The organism is Thermus thalpophilus (genome assembly GCF_022760915.1).
In the GTDB taxonomy this organism is placed as follows: Bacteria; Deinococcota; Deinococci; order Deinococcales; family Thermaceae; genus Thermus; species Thermus thalpophilus.
The window spans coordinates 1-750 of record NZ_JAKTNS010000098.1 but is presented as its reverse complement, the minus strand read 5'-3'; the positions used below and the strand labels follow the sequence as shown (position 1 = coordinate 750).

Genomic DNA, 750 nt, shown 5'->3' with positions numbered 1-750 from the left:
GCGGGGGCTTGAGGGGGATGGGGTCCAGCTCGTACCAGGCGTGGAAGTGGCCCGATCGCGGGTTGACCAGGACCAGGGAGGGGGGGAGGGCACGAAGCCTCTCCTCCGCCTGGGGCCAGGGAAGGTCCACGTCCACCACGAGCCGCAAGACGGCGTGGGGGTAGTGGCCCACCTGGACGTGGACCCTCTTGAGGGCGTTCTCCCGCTTGTAGACGCGCACCCCCGCCTGGGGATCGTCCGTGGCGTAGGGGTAGCGGGGGAGGGTCTGGGCGAAGTGGGCGAGGTAGGGCCGCTGGAAGGCCTCCCGGGCCCGCTCCGAGCGGGGGGGAGGGGCCAGGAGGTGGGCGCGAAGGGCCTCCAGGGGGAGGCCGTAGAAGGCCGCGAAGAGGGAGAGGGCCCTCTCCCCCAGGGCGCGGTCCTTCTGGAGGAGGTTCAGAATGCTGGCAAGGGTTTTACGGGCTTCCTCGTGATGAAGGCTTCCCGGCCGGATTGGAGTTTCCACGCTTGCCTCCTTCCCCCGGCCGGGTTAGGATGGAGGCCTCCTGGGGAGGAGAGGCCTCGGCTGTTCATCCGGCCGGGGTCTTTGCACATAACCCCCATTCTAGGGCAAGCTCCCAGGGCCAGGTTCCCAAGAACCCCAAGGAAAGGCTTCCCCAAAGCTCAAGGCGTAGGCGGGCCAGGTGCGAACCCCCTGGCTCACCGCCCCCAGAACCGCCACCAGGGCCGCCTCCTCAAGGTAGCTTCGCTGAC

Annotated in this window: 1 protein-coding gene; it reads right to left on the bottom strand. The window is 68.9% G+C overall.

Features of this window, described 5'->3' with window-relative positions; translation table 11 throughout:
- On the bottom strand, window positions 1-502 hold a 502-nt coding region (locus L0D17_RS13165; protein WP_243095701.1), incomplete at its 3' end, for a replication initiation protein.
- Between the last annotated feature and the right edge of the window lie 248 nt (window positions 503-750).